Genomic DNA, 15,809 nt, shown 5'->3' with positions numbered 1-15,809 from the left:
CATCGAGCCATTCACGCGTGTTTGCGCGTCCGAGAGGACACAGGTCTGCGTGCCCGCAATGGCGGTATCGCGGGCTAAACCAAAGCGTCGTGCAGCAGGCTCGAAGACGGCAGCTCGAAGACGTCCTTCACGGCCAGCGTGAAGTCATGGCTGGCGGCGTTGCCGGCCGCGTCATAGGCTTCGGCGGTGAAGGTCAGGCTGTGGGTGCTTTCGTAGTCGATCGCCGCCTTCGTCTGGATCTTGTTGCCGACGAGCTTGAAGATGCCGTCGGCATCATCGGTCAGGCGCCACTTGACCGCGCCGCCTTCCGGATCGACGGCGGAGAGCAGGCCGACCGAGGTGCCGATCGCGACGTTCTCGGAGATCGAGCTGCGCGAAAAGGCGAGCTTGATCGGCGCCTGGTTGGCCGGGGCCTCGTTGACGTCGAGGACGTTGATCGTGATGTCCTTCTCGACCGTGACCTTGCCGTCGGAGACGGCCACCTTGATCGTGTGGGACTTGGCCGTCTCGTAGTCGAGCGCCTTCGAGGTGACGATACGATTGCCCTTCAGGCGGAAGTGATCGCCGGCGCCGTCGATCAGCGTGTAGGTGAGGGCGTCACCATCGGCGTCCCTGGCGCTGAGCAGGCCGACCGTCGTCCAGAGCGGCGTATCCTCGGAGAGGGAGGTTTTCGAGAGCTGGATATTGGTCGGCGCGTTGTTGGTGCTCGTGAAGATTTCCGTGGCGAAGTCATAGACGCCATCGGTAAAGCGGGCGAATTCGACGTCTGTCAGCGTATCCGTCCCTTCCGCAACACTTGTCAGGATGTGATCGCCATTGTTCAACGCAAAGGAATAATCGGCGAAATTGCCGGCGAACAGCGCCGTGTCGATGCCGGCGCCGCCATTGATGGCGTCGTCACCGGCGCCGCCGGTCAATTTGTCATCGCCGGCATTGCCGTGGAGGATGTCGTTGCCGCCACTGCCGTCGAAAATGTCGTCGCCGTCGGTGCCGTTAAATTCGTCGTCACCGCCGCCGGTCTTGACGTCGATGCCTGAGGCATCGCCGGCGACGAACGCTCCCAGATCCCCCAATTCGTCGGCTAGATCGAGGTGGGCGCTGTCCGTGATTGTCACCGAGGCGCGAAAATCGCCAAACGGATCGGTCGACCAGACGATTTTATCGAAGCTTTCGAACTGCGCGCTCGATCCGGCGACCGACCATCCTGCAGTCTGAAGGACTTCGATGTTCTCGATCGTCAGTCCCCGGAGCGACGCGGCTTGCAGCGTATCGACCCCATCGCCGCCATCAATCGTTCCGGAATTCAGCGGAGCCGATGTTGCTACGCTTATGGAGTCGTCGCCGTCGCCCGCATTGATGTCAACGACTTCCGGGCTTAGGCCGAAAAGCTCGCCATCGTCGATCGTATCGTTGCCTGCACCGCCCCTAATCACGTCGTTCCCGACGTCGCCGGAGATATGGTCATTGCCGTCACCGCCATTCAGCGTGTCATTGCCAACTCCGCCATTGAGGCTGTCGTTTCCTGCGCCACCGTTCAGCATGTCTGCGCCGTCGCCGCCGGTGATGGTGTCGTTGCCTGCGCCCGTCGTGATCACATCGTTGCCGCTTGAGCCGGTCACGTTCGCGGAACCTGAGCCAAGTTCGTCGGCGAGATCTACTGCGCCGGAATCCGAGATGATCAGGTTGACCGGCACGAGAGGATTGATTTCGGAGTCGCGGATGACGTCGAAGGCTTCGAACTCCGCGCCGGTCTTGGTAATTGTGGCACCGTTGGTGTCCAGGATATTCAGCGGCGTCCCCGGCCCGGTGCTGTTGACCGTGAAGGTTTCAGTCACGAAATTGTACACACCATCGGCAAAGCGCGCGAATTCGACGTCTGTCAGTCTATCCATGCCTTCCAGCACGCTCGTCACAACGCGGCTGCCATTGTCGACCGCGAAGGAATAATCCGCAAAATTGCCAGCGAATGCCGCCGTGTCGATGCCGGCGCCGCCATTGATGGTGTCGTTGCCGGCACCGCCGGTCAATTTGTCATCGCCGCCGTTGCCGTTGATGAGGTCGCTGCCGCCGCTGCCGTCGAAAATGTCGTTGACGTCGCTGCCCGCAAACTCATCGTTGCCATCGCCGGTTTTAACGTCAATGCCGGAGAAGCCGCGGACAAGGGTCCCGAGATCTTCTAATTCGTCGGAAAGATCGAGATGGGCGCTGTCGGTCACGACGAGCGAGGGGTCAAAACTGAAGAAGGGGTCGGTCGACCTGACGATCCTATCAAAGCTCTCGAACTCTGCGCTCGAACCGCTGATCTGAAATTCTGCCGTTTCAAGATTTTCCACATTGTTGAGCGTCAGGCCACGGAGCGACCAGGTGCGCAACGCATCGATGCCCGCACCGCCATCAATCGTTCCCGATGTAAATGCGGCGATGCTGTCTATGGTTATGACGTCGTCGCCGTTGCCGGCGTCAATGTCGAGGATTTCCGGCAGCAAGCCGTCCGGTCCAAAGTTAAAACCGCCGTCGGTGATCCTGTCGTTGCCGTCGCCGCCGAGCAATTTGTCGTTGCCGGCATTGCCAATGATTGTGTCGTCGCCGGCGCCGCCGCTCAGCGTGTCCGCGCCGTCGCCGCCTGAGATGGTGTCGTTGCCGGCACCGGTCGCGATCGTGTTGTCGGCGCTCGAGCCGGTCACGTTCGCGGAAACCGAGCCCAATTCGTCGGCGAGATCTGCCACGGCGGAATCGGAGACGACGAGGGTGACAGGTGTGGAAGGGTTGGCAGCGGAGTCGCGGATGACGTCGTAGGCTTCGAACTCGGCGCCGGTCTTGGTGACTGTGGCGCCGTTGGTATCCAGTATATTCAAGGCCATATTTAAAATTACCCCCAATAGATGCGTTGTACTTTGAAAAATCAGAAATCCGCGAAAGAGCTGGCATAGTGGTTCGGCGGAAGACAACCCCACGGGGATCTATGCCAATCATCAGTGATGTTTTCAATGAAAAATTGTGATTTTATCTTGGCTTTTTAACGAAAAACTAAGGCTGAATTACTGGAGGATAACTTTGAATTTGCAAACCAAAATTCGTATTTTAGTCTTTTAATTTATACACCTTCCTGACGCATATAATTCTCGCTGTAGGTGCGGAGCTATTTTCCGGCGTGCTTTGGTTTGGTAAGATTGGTGATCGGCCTGCCGCTCCGGCATTTTGGCGGGAAGGCATTCCGGCGAAGACACAACTGACGCTTTGTTGACGGGGCCTTGTTCCGGAACATAATAAGAACATAAAATCTTTTGTCGGCAGCGAGGGCCCATGTGCGGACGCATTTTTGTCAAGACATCGCTTGAAGAACTGATCAGCAATTTTCCCTTTGCCGTGAAGGGCGGAGATATTGATGGGCTTGGAAATCGCTTCCCCCGCTGGAACGGCGCGCCGTCGCAGGATTATCCTGTTATCATCCGGGACATTGTGCGCGAACCCGATACGTCAGGCCCTATGTTCGTGACCGCGCGCTGGGGATTGATGCCGGCCTGGGCCAAGCCTGGCGGCCGGCCGCCCCCGGTCAATATCCGCTGCGAGGGGATCAGCTCCAACGGTATGTCCCGTGCCGCATACCGCTCGCGCCGCTGCCTGGTGCCGATCAACGGCTTCTTCGAATGGAAGGACATTCACGGCACCGGCAAGAACAAGCAGCCCTATGCCATCGCCATGAAGGACGGCTCCGCCTTCGCGCTCGCCGGCATCTGGGAGACCTGGAAGGACGAGAAGGGCGTGCCTATCCGCAATTTCGCCATCGTCACCTGCGCGCCGAACGAGATGATGGCGGAGATCCACGATCGCATGCCTGTTATCCTGGATCGCGAGGATTATGAGCGGTGGCTGTCTCCCGAACCGGACCCGAACGATCTGATGAAACCTTTCCCGGCGGAAGTGATGACGATGTGGAAGATCGGCCGGGATGTCGGCTCGCCGAAGAACGACAGGCCGGAGATCATCGAAGAGGTCGAGGACGATTCTGAACCGACGCTGATCTAGCGCGGTTCCGGCAAGAACCGTGGCGGCCTTGCGCCCGGAATTGCTCTGACTTACCGGCTCGGGCGGGAGCCTTTTACGAAACCATGCGGCAAACACATCCTCACGAAGAGAGGACCACGCATGCGAGACGATATCGGAACGCTCCTGCGGTCGTTCCTCAACAATGCCCTTCGCAAACAGTCTCAGCGCCGCATTCGGGATTTCGGCGGCTATCAGGTCGGCAAGCGCCGCAACCTGCATGTCATCGAGCCGATCGCGCGGGATACGGCGGAATTTCTCTGCACCTATCTCTGCATCAGCCTGCGCGGCGAACCGGCGAGCAAAGAAGGCGTCGCATCCGCCGTCGCCGCGGCCTTGAGGAATGTCTCCGACGAGCTTGCCTTCAAGCTGACCCGGCACAGCGACGAGGCGTGGACGACCCTCTGCCATTCTGTGGCGGAGTTTCTGGAAGGCTGCCTGCAGATCGACCACAGGCACTATGACGGCTCCCTGACGGCGCAATCGGACTATAATGGCTGGAAGAGCTGGGAGCTGATCATCAGCGGCGAGAAGCCGAAGGGCAAATGGCGCCACGCCTGGAAGGAAAAGCCCGGCGACGATTTCATCGGCTTCTACGGCGATGTGTGCATGGGACGGATCTTCAAGATCGACCTGATGGATTCAAGTGAGCGCTGGTATTGGCTGATCGCGGCCGATGGAAGCCCCCGGCGCGGCTGGCCGGCAGCGGGATATGAAGCGAGCGCAAGGAGTGCAGCCTGTCGAGTGGAGCGGATTTATTTTGCGCTGGCGAAGGGTGAGGAGCGGATGGTTTTGGGTGAGGGGGAAGCTAGGCCAGCTTGATGAGGCCGGCTTCGCTCGTCCGGAAACCGCAGGCACGATAGAAGGAGGTCAGGTGCGGCTCGAAATCGACATGCAGCCACTCGGCGCCGCGCTCGCGGGCAACCCGTGTGGCTTCCCTGACCAGCTGCGTGGCGATTCCTCGCCGGCGCATGTCGGGGTGAACGCAGGTGTCGAGAAGGAAGGCATGAATGCCGCCGTCCCAGGCTACGTTGACGAAGCCGACGAGCCTGCCGTCGTGATAGGCGCCGAGGTGGGTGAGGCTGCGCGGGAGGATGCAGGAGAAGTCGGGTGCCTGGGGTGTGTTCCAGGCGGCGCACCAGAGGGTGTTGAGGTCGGCGGGCGAGGGGAAGGGGTCGATGCGGAGTTCGGGCATGGGTGGGGACCGGTTTGTTAGCCGCGGCGCTAGCGGGGCTGTTTACCGCCGATTGCGGTCGCTTCACAATGGAATTGCTTGCTGAAGCGGCTAAACCGGTCTCAGCCTCGCACCGGGGCCGCCAGCTCCTTCTCCGTCATTCCTGTGCCTGTCACGGGAATCCAGCCACGGCGCGTCTGCGCCGTGAATGACTCTCTTATTGAAAAGAGGTTTCCCGCGGCAAGAACTTGGGCGCACTGACGGAGGAGAGTGGGCCCGGAGACCGAGGAAGGCGTGGCCGGTCTTTCTGCAAGCCTGTTCGACCCGAAACCCTATGACGGATCGCTGACGGCGGTCGAAGGGGCCAGAAGCGTAAGGGAAGCGGTAAAGCCCGGAACTGGCCTCGCGGTGCGCTTTCAACGTTGAAGTTCATCGCCCGGGCCGTCCGGTCTTCCCCTTCGTCCGCCCCTTGCGCTTCTGCTCAGCTGGCTCCTCGTAGCTCCCGGCGCCCACGCGGCCGCGCACCACCGGCCGTACGCCGTCATCGTGTTCCGGCTGTCCCTCCAGCAGCGGCGAAAAGCGCCTCGTGCTCTTTAATGCATCCGGCTTTTCCGGCACGCGGCCGGTCACAGGCTTCTCCGTGCGGCCGACCGTCATCTCGTCGAGGTCGTTCTTGCGGAAGAGGCTCTTGCCGGCGGGGGTGGTGGGGTCGCGGCCCATTTCATCGAGATGGGGCTTGCGGAAGAGGGGCGTGGTCGTGTCGGTGCCCGGGCCCATGTCGTCGAGGGAGGGCTTGGAGAAGTAGGAGATTCCGCGCCCGCCCTCGTCGTTCAAAACGGCCCTCTGGGCCTCATCACCATGAGGGCTACCACTGGAGCTCGGGGTTCTATTCTTACCATTGGGACGGCCGCCTTTGCCTTCCATCGCCTTCGACTCTTCGCGCGCCATCGGATCGTCCATGACCGCCAGTTCGGCGGCTTTGAGGCGTTTGATCTCGTCGCGGAGGCGGGCGGCTTTTTCGAAGTCGAGGTCGGCGGCGGCGTCGCGCATGCTTTTTTCGAGCGCGTTGAGATGGGCCTGCAGGTTGTTGCCGACCAGGTTGCCGCCATCGGCGAAGCCTTTGCCCGAGACGCCTGAGATGTCGGCGCGGACGTGGTCGCGTTCGTAAACAGAGTCGAGGATGTCGGAGATCTTGGCCTTGACCGATTCCGGCGTGATACCGTTTTCGAGGTTATAGGCCATCTGCTTTTCGCGGCGGCGGGCGGTTTCGTCCATGGCGCGCTGCATCGAGCCGGTGACCTGATCGGCATAGAGGATGACCTTGCCGTCGACGTTACGGGCGGCGCGCCCAATCGTCTGGATCAGCGAGGTTTCCGAACGCAAAAAACCTTCCTTGTCGGCGTCGAGAATGGCGACGAAGCCGCATTCGGGAATGTCGAGGCCCTCACGCAGCAGGTTGATGCCGACGAGCACGTCGAAGGCGCCGAGGCGCAGGTCGCGGATGATCTCGATGCGCTCCAGTGTGTCGATGTCGGAGTGCATGTAGCGCACACGCACGCCCTGTTCGTGCAGATATTCGGTCAGATCCTCGGCCATGCGCTTGGTCAGCACGGTGCAGAGCGTGCGGTAGCCCTTGGCCGCGGTCTCGCGGATTTCGCCGAGCACGTCGTCGACCTGGGTGCGGGCGGAACGGACCTCGACCGGCGGATCGATGAGGCCGGTCGGGCGGATCACCTGTTCGGCGAAGACGCCGCCGGACTGTTCCATCTCCCAGCTGCCTGGTGTGGCCGAAACCGCGATGGTGTCGGGGCGCATGGCGTCCCATTCCTCGAAGCGCAGCGGCCGGTTGTCCATGCAGGAGGGCAGGCGGAAGCCATATTCGGCCAGCGTCGCCTTGCGTCGGAAGTCGCCGCGATACATGCCGCCGATCTGCGGCACGGTGACATGGCTTTCGTCGATGAAGACGATGGCGTTGTCGGGGATATATTCGAACAGCGTTGGCGGCGGATCGCCGGGATCGCGGCCGGTGAGATAGCGCGAATAGTTCTCGATGCCCTGGCAGGAACCAGTCGCTTCCAGCATCTCGATGTCGTAGCGGGTGCGCTGCTCCAGGCGCTGGGCCTCGAGCAGGCGGCCGGCCTTTTCCAGTTCGGCGAGACGAAGGCGGAGCTCTTCTTTGATCGATTTGATGGCGCCGTTCAGCGTCGGGCGCGGCGTGACATAGTGCGAATTGGCGTAAATCTTGACCGATTTCAGGTCGCCGACCTTCTGGCCGGTCAGCGGATCGAATTCGGTGATGGCGTCGATCTCATCGCCGAACATGCTTATGCGCCAGGCCGCGTCTTCCAAGTGGGCAGGGAAGATCTCAATCGTGTCACCGCGCACGCGAAAACTGCCGCGGGTGAAGTCCATGTCGCGGCGCTTGTATTGCTGGGCGACGAGGTCGGCCAGCAGCTGGCGCTGGTCCAGCCGGTCGCCGACATTCATCTGGAAGGTCATGGCCGTATAGGTCTCGACCGAGCCGATACCATAGATGCAGGAGACCGAGGCGACGATGATGCAATCGTCGCGTTCGAGCAGCGAGCGCGTCGCCGAGTGGCGCATCCGGTCGATCTGTTCGTTGATGGAGGATTCCTTCTCGATATAGGTGTCGGAGCGCGGCACATAGGCTTCCGGCTGGTAATAATCGTAGTAGGAAACGAAATATTCCACCGCATTGTCGGGGAAGAAATTCTTGAATTCGGAATAGAGCTGGGCGGCCAGCGTCTTGTTCGGCGCCAGGATGACGGCCGGGCGCTGCGTTTCCTCGATCACCTTCGCCATGGTGAAGGTCTTGCCCGAGCCGGTGACGCCGAGCAGCACCTGGCTGCGCTCGCCGCTCTGCAGGCCCTCGACGAGATCGCGGATCGCAGTCGGCTGGTCGCCGGCGGGCTTATATTCGGAGTCCATGCGGATGGTGATGCCACCTTCGGACTTGTCCGGCCGGGCAGGGCGATGCGGGGTCCAGATCTTGCCGTTCTTGTGCAGCGGGTTGCCGCTCTCGATCAGCTTCGACAGCGCCTCGACAGTGGCCGTGACGCCGCCGGGCGAGATGCTGCCGGCATCCTCGAGCGAAATGTCGAGACCGGCGACGGGGTTGAGGCCGGCGGCGGCGCGGGTCTTCGGGTCAGTGGAACCGCCGATCGAGACACCGCGCGCGGTCTTGCTCGCCGTCGCCTTCTTGTTGACGTTGACGGCTTCCGAATGCTTGCGCGCCTGGTTTTCCACCGCCTTGCGATGCTTGCCCGCTTTCGAAGCAATCTCGCGCTGGCTTTCGACGCCGGAGGCTTCGGCATCGGCCTCCAGCTGCTTCACCCAATCGGCGACGGAGCCGGAGAGGGGGGCGCCTTCAAAGGACGATTGCGGGGCTTCCTCGAAACCATTCGAGGTCGGAGATTTTTTCGGAGCTTTGGCCATGGCGCGAATATGGAGAGAGTCAGCGCGAAAGGGAAGAGGCAAAGAGTACAAAAGGGAAACGAATGAATCGTTCGGATTGGCTTAACAATTGTCCAGCTTACGGCTCATCGGCGTGGCATCCGCCTCGTCTTTCGACGCCCCGGCGGGGCGCACCAGGATGAGGCTCTGTTGGGCGGGGCACCGTTGCCATCCTCTCGCCCGCACTGGAACCGGGATCGGCCCTCGGCAGTTAGTCTCCTGTCATTTCAGCTTCGGGTGCGACTGCCATTAGCGACCATTCCGCCTTCTGGAAAAAACCGATCTCGATCGATCTTGATACCGGCGAACGGCTGGTTCTCCGCTCACCGCAGGATGCGCTTTACGCACTCGTCTCCGACTGGCCGATCAATGGCGGCGTCCATCAGCAGAGGGCGATCGATTTCTGCCGTGCCTGGCTTGCCGGGCGCATGCCGGCGGAAACGGTGCGGCAGGCGTTTATTCTGGCGGCGCTGGAGGCAGGGGTGGCGATCGATGATGATGGGGAAGGGGATACAAATTCCTCTTCAGATCGTCCGGCGTAGATGGAGTAAGCGTTCACGCCTGTTGCACGCGCACGACGGAACGTGGCACCTGAGATCCCTCCAGCAGCGGCCATCGGAAGGGAAGTCGTCGAACGTGTCCAGGCCATCGAACGGTCGATCGGTGGGTCGGCGACGAGTTCCGGCGGCGCGGCGGCGGCCCGTCCTTCTTTAAGGCGCAGGGCGCGCGGCAGCTCCATCTCCTGCGGCAACTGAATGCATGCCTGACAAATAAAAGTCTGTGGTTGAAGGGCTCGCCGCCTCCCGCAGTGCGCGTGGCGATGCTACAGCTCCTGCGGGAATTGGGGACTATTCATGAAAAAGATCATCATTGCATTCGCGACGGCCGCGGCACTGGCCAGCTGCGCCAAACGTCCTGACGCCATCGTTCAGGTCGATATTCCGATGGCGGCCTATACGAACCTCAGTTGTGAGGCGCTCGCCACTGAACTCAAGAAAGAGAAAGCGAAGCTCGATGACCTGTCCAAGCAGCAGATCAGCGCGGCGAACGGCGATGCTTTCGGTGTCTTCCTCGTCGGCGTTCCGATCGGCAGTGTCGCTGGCGGAGACAAGGAAGGCGAAATTGCAGCGTCCAAAGGCAAGGTCTCGGCTATGCAGTCCGCCGGCATGAGCAAGGGCTGCAAGCTGCCCGGCTGATCGTGGATTCGCCAGAACCACTTAGATCGAGGCAGGGCACCGGTTTACGGTCAGGTGATACCTGCGATGGAAGCGGACTGCGCATCCCGCAGTCCGCGCAGCGGATAGGCCGTGCCAGCGAAGGCAACACCTAACCCGCGAGGACCATCCTCACACCTTGCTCAAGCAAAGACGGCTTCCCTGGAATCATCCATTGTCGACGCCCTGCAGTACCATACGAGCAGAATGACCGATCCAATGGGAAATAACAGTCCGAGAAGCTGCCACCATCCGCTTCGGTTGATGTCGTGAAGGCGTCGGGCGGCCATGGCGATCCAGGGAAGAAACGTAGCCAGCGACCAGATCAGCCTCAAGGTTTCGCTCCGATCCACGAAGTACAAAACGATGGAGACGAGAAAGGCGAAGAGAAACGAGTACCAGAATTCCGATCGGCTCGCTCTGCCGCTAAAGTTCACATAGTTCTTGAAAAAGCTTGCAATCGCTTGGCCGAAATCCATGGCCGGCGGCCGGCCGCCGAAGCGGTTTGGCCCGACCAGCGGTTTTTTGAAGACGAAGATCAATGGTACGCCGATCAGGATCAAGACGATCAACCAGTGAAACAGAGAAAAACTGCCCATGAGATACCCCAGCTGTTAAAACAGCTCAGAGATAAGAGATGTTTGTTTCCGGAGGATTAACTTGCTTGTGATCCGATGTGTTTCGCAATCACAGCGTGAGAAACTGCAGCTGCCATGTTAGCGGCGGTTTGATGCTTTGAGAAGGCCGCAATCGCCGTCGTTCAGCGCTTGACCAGCACGCGTGCCTGCACCGGCTGCTCGATGCCCTTCAGCGCCAGCATGCGCGTTTCGGCGCCTGTCACGAGTTCGGGAGCCTTCGCGGCCGTTTCGGCCGAGATCAGGATCTCGCCGGCGGCGGCCTGGGATTCGAGCCTTGCGGCCTGGTTGACGACGCCGCCGATCGCAGTGAAATCGCTGCGGAAGCTCGAGAATTCGCCGATCTGGACCTCGCCGGAATGGATGCCGACGCCGACGCCCAAGGTGCGGCCGGACAGGGCGTCGAGCGCCAGCCCGCTCAGCGCCGCGGCGCAGTTTCGCTGGATTTCCTGGGCGGCCAGGATTGCGGCGGCGGCGTGATCTTTGCTGACGATCGGGAAGTTGAAGATCGCCATCAGGCCGTCGCCCATCTGCTTGTTGACGATGCCGTTATGTGCCCAGATCGCCTGGGCGCAGCGATCCTGGAACCGGCTGACGATCTCGCTCAGCAGCACCGCCTCGATGCGCTCCGACAGGTCCGTGAATCCCCTGATATCGGCAAACAGGATGGTGGCGTCGACGGTGATCTGGCGCTGCTTCTTGACGTACTGAAAGGAGCGTTCGCAGATCGTACAGATATCGGGATTCATCTTGCTGCGGGTGATGCCGAAGGCGCGGAAGGGAAGCGCGAGGGGGCCGCCGATCGGGATCGGCATGTGCATCTGGTCCCAACAGCCGCGGCAGATCCTGGCGCTACCGTGGCTGGCCGGTTCCGAGGAAGTGGATTCTGTCATCATCTCACGCAATCCGTCCACAATGTTCGGCATCAAGCTTCCGTCAGTCCGCGGCTTTTGGCAACTCATCCATTTAGCGCGGGGTCAGATTCGTCGCGCCCGAGTCTTTGCCCGAACTCCCGCCGGGGTGTTGCTACAGCGGGTGGCGGTGGAAATGCGGTCACACTTGTTACTCCCACCGTTCGAATTCGGCTGCGAAACTATGTCCGACCAATGCGCGAAGATACGCGGTTCGATGAAGAGGCGCGGAAATTCGCCCCAATGAGGAGATCGAAGCGATGACTGCAACAGCCGAGAATGGAACGGGCGGACAATCCATGCAGAAACCCGCGGTGGTATCGCCGGAAGCGTGGGAGGCGGCCCGCAAGCAACTGCTGGTGAAAGAAAAGGCGCAAACTCGTGCCCGTGATGCGCTGGCCGCCGAACGTCGGCGCATGCCGTGGATGGCCGTCGAGAAGAAATATGTTTTTGAAGGACCTGACGGCAAGGTCAGCCTGCTCGACCTGTTCGAGGGCAGGCATCAGTTGATCGTCTACCGCGCCTTTTACGAGCCCGGCGTGTTCGGCTGGCCTGACCACGCCTGCCGCGGCTGTTCGATGGTGGCCGACCAGGTTGCGCATGTCGCCCACCTCAACGCCCGCGACACGAGCCTGGTCTTCGCCTCGCGCGCGCCGCAGGCCGAGATCGCGCGGCTGAAGGCGAAGATGGGCTGGAGCATGCCATGGGTGACGATCACCGACAGCTTCGACAAGGATTTCGGCGTCGACGAATGGCACGGCACCAATGTGTTCTACCGCGACGGCGATCGCATCTTCCGCACCTATTTCGTCAATAACCGCGGCGACGAGCAGATGGGCGGCACCTGGAACTATCTCGACATCACGCCGCTCGGACGGCAGGAGGTGTGGGAGGATTCGCCTGACGGGTATCCGCAGACGCCGACCTACAAATGGTGGAACTGGCACGACAGCTATGTTCCGGATGCGACGCCCGACAAGAAATGGGTCGAGGTCTCCGACGCCGGCGAAGCGGCGTTCCGGACCGAGAGCGCCAACGAGAAGCCCTGAGCGAGATCCGCTGCGACAGCTACGGATTTCACCCGAGAACGAGCCGGCAAGGCGGTCGCCCAGCCGGCAGGCCAAGTATGGTGGAGGCGACGCGGTGATTGCGCCCCCTCGGCTGGTTCCTCGACAAGGATCCGTGACGACGCGGTCGCTACCAGCGATATCCGCATTCCCAAGCGTCCCCTGCGGGCGAAGCATTGCTGGATGACATGCTGCACAGCATCGAGCGGCAGCCGGCGATGGTGTTGCGGATTTGGTTACCATTTTCGACGGGCATGTCTCGTGAGACGGAAACTTTCGAGCGGGCGTTGCGTTAGGCAGATGGCCGGGGCTGTGTCCGCCGGCGCGCTTTGCCACGGGAGGAAATGTTCCATGAAAGTGATGATCGTTGAAGATGAGGGTTTAATCGCCCTGGAACTCGAACGCATCGCACAGGATGCCGGGCATCAAACGGTCGGGCCGGTTTCGACGGTTGAGCAGGCGCTGGCCTATGCGCCGAAAAGCGACATCGCCCTCGTCGACCTCAGCCTCTCCGACGGCCGTAGCGGCGCCCAGCTCGCCCGCCGGCTGATCGACCGCTATGGCGTCGACGTCATCTTTGTGACCGGCAGCCCGGAGAGCGTCGGAAACGGCATTGAAGGCGCACTCGACGTCATTTCCAAGCCTTTCACCGATGACAGGATTGCCGGCGCGCTCTCGCGGGCGCAAGCTCTGCGCAGGGACTTCGATGGCAGCAATGCTATAATGTGACGCGCGGGCGTCGAGCGAGGTGTCCGGCTGCCAATGCATGCGGGAGAATGCCGGATGAAACATGCGGTCATTGCCATTTTCTTCGCGCTGACGGCTTGCGCCAGCGCGGCTGGCGGTCCCGAGCCTCTTCCCGGCAGCCTTACCTATGGCGGCAAGGTCGTCCATTCCCCCTATCGGCCGGGAACGGTGGTCAAGAACACTTTTCTCGGCAAGTTCGGCTACCGCGTGTTCGAGACCTATGTCGTCCAGCCGAATGGCACGCTCAAGCTGACATCGCAGAGCACGGGGCCGGATTTTCTTTGGCAGTAATTCACGGCGTCTCCTACGCATATTCTGAATGTCGCGCGGGCACGCGGCATCGCCGTGGAAGTCGAGGGCCTCAATGAAGCCAGCGCCACCTTGATCGAAAGCCTCGACGGCAAGGTGGTGCTGAAGGGACTGTAACGGGGGCTACCGCTATATGATGGCGAAGTCGCGCTGCCGTCGGCTCCCGCGTTCAACCGTCTGGCGGCGAGTTCGATAAGGGTCTTGACCAGAGGCGGCAGGTGCCGGCTGCTCGGATAGACGGCTTGCAGGCCGCCGACCGGGGTCGTGTAGCCGTCGAGAACGTGGCACAGGCGCCCATCCCTGATGCGGGCATTGGCGCCCCCATGGGGCAGTCGGGCGAAGCCGTAACTGGCGATCGCCGCGGCCATGACGGCCTGCATTTCATTGGCGGCGAAGCGCCCCCAAGACCGGGATCGTTTCCTGTCCGTGCGGGCAGGCGCGCGGCTTCGACTGGAGAGTTCTCGGCAGGGCATCCGCTTGATACACTCTCCGTCATCCCGGCCTGAACCGGGGACGACGGAGAGTCAGACCCGCCTCGCGCAAGGCGACGGATCGCTCGGCTCTGCGGCGACAGATCATCGTCCTTGAAGAGGGAGGCTTCGATGCCGTCGAATTTCAATGTCGAAAGTGCGGATGGTTATGAAAGGCTGATGGGGCGCTGGAGCAAGAGGCTGGCGCCGATGCTGATCGATTTTGCCGAGGTTGCGGATGGCGAGCGCGTGCTCGACGTCGGCTGCGGCACCGGCAGCCTGACATTTACGCTGGCGGAAAAGCCAGGCCTGCAAGAAATCGCCGCCATTGATTATTCGCCAGTTTTCGTCGAGGCGGCAATACGGCGAAATACCGATCCGCGCATTACCATTCGGCAAGCCGATGCCTGCGCGCTGCCGTTCGAGGATAACCACTTCGACAGGGCGATATCCCTGCTGGTGCTGCATTTCGTGCCCGAGGCGGGCAAGGCGGTATCCGAGATGGCCCGCGTGGTGCGCCCCGGCGGCGTGGTCGCGGCCGCCGTCTGGGATCATTATGGCGGCATGTCGGGCATGCGGATGATGTGGGAAACGGTAGTCATGCTCGACGAGAACGCGTTGCCTCTGCGCCGCAAATACTGCTTCCAGCCGATGATGCGCCCTGGCGAAATGAGAGAAAGCTTCGTCGCGCGGGGCCTCGTCAACGTCGAGGAGACCTCGCTCTTGATCCGGATGGATTATCTTTCTTTCGACGACTATTGGCAGCCGATCGCCGCCGGCGAGGGACCTCTCGGGAAGTATGTGGCCGGGCTGGAGGCAGGCAAGCGGGAGGCGGTCGATGCTGCATTGAGGGCGGCCTATGAAGCTGGGGAGCCGGATGGGCCACGGTCGTTCGCATCGGTGGCGTGGGCATGCCGGGGCAGGGTGGCGACTGGCTAGGTGTAGCGGTTTAACGACCCGAGTTAGCGAGCGCGCTAGCGCGCGTAAGGCGTTATTCTCAGGTGCTCAGCAGCGAGAGATGGGGACGGGTGCAATGGCGGCGAAGGGATGCAAGAAGCAGCCTTATGGCGTGCTTCGGGGCTCCGCCCTCCCGGGCTGCGCACCTCAGCATGAGGGAAGTTGGTGGATGTCGCACTCCAGATAGAGAGCCCTGTTCGCCGGCTTCGGCTACGATTTTGCGCCCGGGCGGTGTGACCTGAGACAATCGGCTCGAGCTTGCGGGGCTTGCCATCAAGCGGCGGCATGGTAGTTAGGCGCCGTCGGCGTCTCCCGTCGGATCGATATTCCCTCCACAGCTCCCGAGTTATTCCATGTTATTTTCTCCTGCCGCCGTCTGGCCCGTCGTCATGCTGTTTGCCTCGAACATCTTCATGACATTTGCCTGGTACGGGCATCTCAAGCACAAGAGCAGCGCCATCTTCCTCGCTATTGTGGTCAGCTGGGCAATCGCCTTCTTCGAATATTGTCTGGCGGTGCCGGCGAACCGCATCGGCTCGGCGGTCTATACGACGGCGCAGCTGAAGACCATGCAGGAGGTGATCACGCTGATCGTGTTTTCCGGCTTCTCGATCTTCTGGCTCGGCGAGAGCCTGACCTGGAACCACGCCATCGGCTTCGCGCTCATTGCAATCGGAGCATCCTTCATCTTCCGTGGCTAAATTCTAGTTTTTTCAACAGATTACAAATTGTCCATGTCTCGATATCGCCGCATTTCCTACAGATTGCCGTCGCAATCGGCTGGCAGCCTGTCACAATTCATTGATC

The 15,809-nt window shown here is 61.3% G+C and carries 15 protein-coding genes and 1 pseudogene; 10 read left to right on the top strand and 6 right to left on the bottom strand.

What is annotated here, in order from left to right; all coding sequences use genetic code 11:
• Window positions 1-74: 74 nt before the first annotated feature.
• Complete coding sequence (locus J2J99_RS13395) at window positions 75-2,861, bottom strand: metal-binding protein (protein WP_168299192.1); 2,787 nt, start codon at window positions 2,859-2,861, stop codon at window positions 75-77.
• A gap of 442 nt (window positions 2,862-3,303) precedes the next feature.
• On the opposite strand from J2J99_RS13395, the gene J2J99_RS13390 reads away from it, so the two are divergent.
• Both J2J99_RS13390 and J2J99_RS13385 read left to right on the top strand, forming a co-directional pair.
• Window positions 3,304-4,026 carry an SOS response-associated peptidase gene (locus tag J2J99_RS13390; RefSeq protein WP_168299195.1) on the top strand — a complete coding sequence of 241 codons (723 nt, stop codon included), beginning with the start codon at window positions 3,304-3,306 and terminating at the stop codon, window positions 4,024-4,026.
• 120 nt (window positions 4,027-4,146) lie between these two features.
• Window positions 4,147-4,866, top strand: coding sequence for a hypothetical protein (locus J2J99_RS13385; RefSeq protein WP_168299199.1), 720 nt, complete (start codon window positions 4,147-4,149; stop codon window positions 4,864-4,866).
• Here J2J99_RS13385 and J2J99_RS13380 read toward each other — a convergent pair.
• On the bottom strand, window positions 4,853-5,239 hold the full coding sequence (locus J2J99_RS13380; RefSeq protein ID WP_168299215.1) for a GNAT family N-acetyltransferase: 387 nt from the start codon (window positions 5,237-5,239) through the stop codon (window positions 4,853-4,855). The two genes, J2J99_RS13385 and J2J99_RS13380, sit on opposite strands and share 14 nt — an antisense overlap.
• A gap of 249 nt (window positions 5,240-5,488) precedes the next feature.
• Between J2J99_RS13380 and J2J99_RS13375 the strand changes: the two genes are divergently transcribed.
• Window positions 5,489-5,644 (top strand): hypothetical protein, encoded by a 156-nt coding sequence (locus tag J2J99_RS13375; protein WP_168299219.1) that lies wholly within the window; start codon window positions 5,489-5,491, stop codon window positions 5,642-5,644.
• Window positions 5,645-5,647: 3 nt separating this feature from the next.
• Here J2J99_RS13375 and uvrB read toward each other — a convergent pair whose 3' ends face one another.
• Window positions 5,648-8,674: an excinuclease ABC subunit UvrB gene (gene uvrB, locus J2J99_RS13370; protein ID WP_168299232.1), complete on the bottom strand. Its 3,027-nt coding sequence runs from the start codon at window positions 8,672-8,674 to the stop codon at window positions 5,648-5,650.
• 242 nt (window positions 8,675-8,916) lie between these two features.
• On the opposite strand from uvrB, the gene J2J99_RS13365 reads away from it, so the two are divergent.
• Together J2J99_RS13365 and J2J99_RS13355 are read left to right on the top strand one after the other, a co-directional pair.
• Entirely contained in the window at window positions 8,917-9,234 is a 318-nt protein-coding gene (locus J2J99_RS13365; RefSeq protein ID WP_311043893.1) for a DUF982 domain-containing protein, read from the top strand.
• 312 nt (window positions 9,235-9,546) lie between these two features.
• Window positions 9,547-9,888: a hypothetical protein gene (locus J2J99_RS13355; RefSeq protein ID WP_168299237.1), complete on the top strand. Its 342-nt coding sequence runs from the start codon at window positions 9,547-9,549 to the stop codon at window positions 9,886-9,888.
• Between the two features lie 161 nt (window positions 9,889-10,049).
• On the opposite strand, the gene J2J99_RS13350 is transcribed toward J2J99_RS13355, so the two are convergent.
• Together J2J99_RS13350 and J2J99_RS13345 are read right to left on the bottom strand one after the other, a co-directional pair.
• The gene (locus tag J2J99_RS13350; RefSeq protein ID WP_168299282.1) at window positions 10,050-10,505 is read right to left on the bottom strand and encodes a DUF805 domain-containing protein; all 456 of its coding nucleotides are present in this window, start codon (window positions 10,503-10,505) and stop codon (window positions 10,050-10,052) included.
• A 161-nt stretch (window positions 10,506-10,666) separates the two neighbouring features.
• Entirely contained in the window at window positions 10,667-11,434 is a 768-nt protein-coding gene (locus tag J2J99_RS13345; protein ID WP_168299736.1) for an adenylate/guanylate cyclase domain-containing protein, read from the bottom strand.
• A gap of 278 nt (window positions 11,435-11,712) precedes the next feature.
• On the opposite strand from J2J99_RS13345, the gene J2J99_RS13340 reads away from it, so the two are divergent.
• From J2J99_RS13340 to J2J99_RS13330, 3 genes are all read left to right on the top strand, one after another.
• Complete coding sequence (locus tag J2J99_RS13340; RefSeq protein ID WP_168299309.1) at window positions 11,713-12,501, top strand: DUF899 domain-containing protein; 789 nt, start codon at window positions 11,713-11,715, stop codon at window positions 12,499-12,501.
• A gap of 369 nt (window positions 12,502-12,870) precedes the next feature.
• A complete protein-coding gene (locus tag J2J99_RS13335) occupies window positions 12,871-13,248 on the top strand; it encodes a response regulator (protein ID WP_168299317.1) in 378 nt (125 codons plus the stop codon).
• A 54-nt stretch (window positions 13,249-13,302) separates the two neighbouring features.
• Entirely contained in the window at window positions 13,303-13,557 is a 255-nt protein-coding gene (locus J2J99_RS13330; protein ID WP_168299320.1) for a hypothetical protein, read from the top strand.
• A gap of 147 nt (window positions 13,558-13,704) precedes the next feature.
• On the opposite strand, the pseudogene J2J99_RS13325 reads toward J2J99_RS13330, so the two are convergent.
• Window positions 13,705-14,007 (bottom strand): annotated as a pseudogene (locus J2J99_RS13325) (LysR substrate-binding domain-containing protein); the annotation flags it as partial.
• 170 nt (window positions 14,008-14,177) lie between these two features.
• Here J2J99_RS13325 and J2J99_RS13320 point away from each other — a divergent pair.
• Both J2J99_RS13320 and J2J99_RS13315 read left to right on the top strand, forming a co-directional pair.
• Window positions 14,178-14,984: a class I SAM-dependent methyltransferase gene (locus tag J2J99_RS13320; protein WP_168299323.1), complete on the top strand. Its 807-nt coding sequence runs from the start codon at window positions 14,178-14,180 to the stop codon at window positions 14,982-14,984.
• 371 nt (window positions 14,985-15,355) lie between these two features.
• Window positions 15,356-15,703 (top strand): DMT family protein, encoded by a 348-nt coding sequence (locus J2J99_RS13315; RefSeq protein WP_168299330.1) that lies wholly within the window; start codon window positions 15,356-15,358, stop codon window positions 15,701-15,703.
• The last annotated feature ends 106 nt before the right edge of the window (window positions 15,704-15,809 follow it).

The sequence above is a fragment of the Rhizobium binae genome (assembly GCF_017357225.1).
GTDB classification, from domain to species: Bacteria; Pseudomonadota; Alphaproteobacteria; order Rhizobiales; family Rhizobiaceae; genus Rhizobium; species Rhizobium binae.
This window is presented reverse-complemented; position numbering and strand designations above follow the sequence as displayed.

What these genes read in the sequence shown, in the direction of transcription:
- J2J99_RS13315 (WP_168299330.1), top strand. Translation starts at nt 15,356, where the DNA reads ATGTTATTTTCTCCTGCCGCCGTCTGGCCCGTCGTCATGCTGTTTGCC.
- J2J99_RS13345 (WP_168299736.1), bottom strand. Translation starts at nt 11,434, where the DNA reads ATGACAGAATCCACTTCCTCGGAACCGGCCAGCCACGGTAGCGCCAGG.
- J2J99_RS13350 (WP_168299282.1), bottom strand. Translation starts at nt 10,505, where the DNA reads ATGGGCAGTTTTTCTCTGTTTCACTGGTTGATCGTCTTGATCCTGATC.
- J2J99_RS13395 (WP_168299192.1), bottom strand. Translation starts at nt 2,861, where the DNA reads ATGGCCTTGAATATACTGGATACCAACGGCGCCACAGTCACCAAGACC.
- J2J99_RS13335 (WP_168299317.1), top strand. Translation starts at nt 12,871, where the DNA reads ATGAAAGTGATGATCGTTGAAGATGAGGGTTTAATCGCCCTGGAACTC.
- J2J99_RS13390 (WP_168299195.1), top strand. Translation starts at nt 3,304, where the DNA reads ATGTGCGGACGCATTTTTGTCAAGACATCGCTTGAAGAACTGATCAGC.
- J2J99_RS13340 (WP_168299309.1), top strand. Translation starts at nt 11,713, where the DNA reads ATGACTGCAACAGCCGAGAATGGAACGGGCGGACAATCCATGCAGAAA.
- J2J99_RS13355 (WP_168299237.1), top strand. Translation starts at nt 9,547, where the DNA reads ATGAAAAAGATCATCATTGCATTCGCGACGGCCGCGGCACTGGCCAGC.
- J2J99_RS13380 (WP_168299215.1), bottom strand. Translation starts at nt 5,239, where the DNA reads ATGCCCGAACTCCGCATCGACCCCTTCCCCTCGCCCGCCGACCTCAAC.
- J2J99_RS13330 (WP_168299320.1), top strand. Translation starts at nt 13,303, where the DNA reads ATGAAACATGCGGTCATTGCCATTTTCTTCGCGCTGACGGCTTGCGCC.
- J2J99_RS13385 (WP_168299199.1), top strand. Translation starts at nt 4,147, where the DNA reads ATGCGAGACGATATCGGAACGCTCCTGCGGTCGTTCCTCAACAATGCC.
- J2J99_RS13320 (WP_168299323.1), top strand. Translation starts at nt 14,178, where the DNA reads ATGCCGTCGAATTTCAATGTCGAAAGTGCGGATGGTTATGAAAGGCTG.
- uvrB (WP_168299232.1), bottom strand. Translation starts at nt 8,674, where the DNA reads ATGGCCAAAGCTCCGAAAAAATCTCCGACCTCGAATGGTTTCGAGGAA.